This is a genomic window from Streptococcus danieliae, from assembly GCF_013415245.1.
In the GTDB taxonomy this organism is placed as follows: domain Bacteria; phylum Bacillota; class Bacilli; order Lactobacillales; family Streptococcaceae; genus Streptococcus; species Streptococcus danieliae_A.
The window spans coordinates 1-1,023 of record NZ_JACBXX010000229.1; the positions used below are offsets into that span (position 1 = coordinate 1).

A 1,023-nucleotide genomic window follows, 5' to 3' on the forward strand; every position below is an offset into this window, starting at 1 on the left:
CCAAACCTTAAAATCCATTGTGAATAGAGAATGGACAAGGTCCTTTCTAGATACGTAGTGGTTTTATATTGTTGTATTTCAAAACTAAGCATCCATTATTTTTCAACTTTTGATTTTAAATGAGTATTAGCAATCACACATGTTCCCAGCGTTGCCCAATTCAAATTTTGTTTTGACATTCCGTATCCTCCTCGTTTGTCCCGATTCTAGCAAATCCCACCAGCACTATCAAAAAAGGCTCCCCGAAGGGAGCCTTAGTGCTTCTAACTAGAAACAATCACACATGTGATTAATCTTCTTCACGACGACGTCTTGCTTTCAAACCAATCGCAGATAGAAGCAGTCCGACACCAAGAGCCATTGCACCGTCAGTTGATTGCTCACCTGTATTTGGCAAGCTTTCCTGACCAGTTGCAGCTACAGCTGCAGACACTTGTGTCTTAGATTCTGATGAAACTGATTTCTGACCAACAATCATGGATTGAGTCACATTATCATTGTTGTCCTTAGCAGCCTCATCTTGACCAGAAGCCTCTATCTCAGGAAGAACAACTTTAATAGTTACAGAAACCTTGTCTTGAGAACCATCTGGGTAAGTTACCACAACAGTTACTTGTTGCTCACCTGACTTGCTGGTATCTACTGGTGTTTCGAATGCTACCTTAGTACCTGCTGGAAGCTCAGTCATGTTACCGATTGATTTCTCGGCTGATGGTGTTTCGCCAACTTTAACAGTCTGATCCATTGGAGCTGGTGTGTTACTGTCCGCTTGACTTGGATTTTCTGCAACCTTAACTGTCACAGAAACCTTGTCTTGAGAACCATCTGGGTAAGTTACCAAAACAGTTACTTGTTGCTCACCTGACTTGCTGGTATCTACTGGTGTTTCGAATGCTACCTTAGTACCTGCTGGAAGCTCAGTCATGTTACCGATTGATTTCTCGGCTGATGGTGTTTCGCCAACTTTAACAGTCTGATCCATTGGAGCTGGTGTGTTACTGTCCGCTTGACTTGGATCTTCTG

General features: G+C 42.6%; 1 protein-coding gene. It reads right to left on the reverse strand.

Annotated features, from left to right (window positions below):
• Nucleotides 1-289 precede the first annotated feature (289 nt).
• A partial coding sequence (locus tag HZY94_RS09800; protein WP_179925966.1) for a Rib/alpha-like domain-containing protein occupies nt 290-1,023 on the reverse strand: 734 nt, incomplete at its 5' end.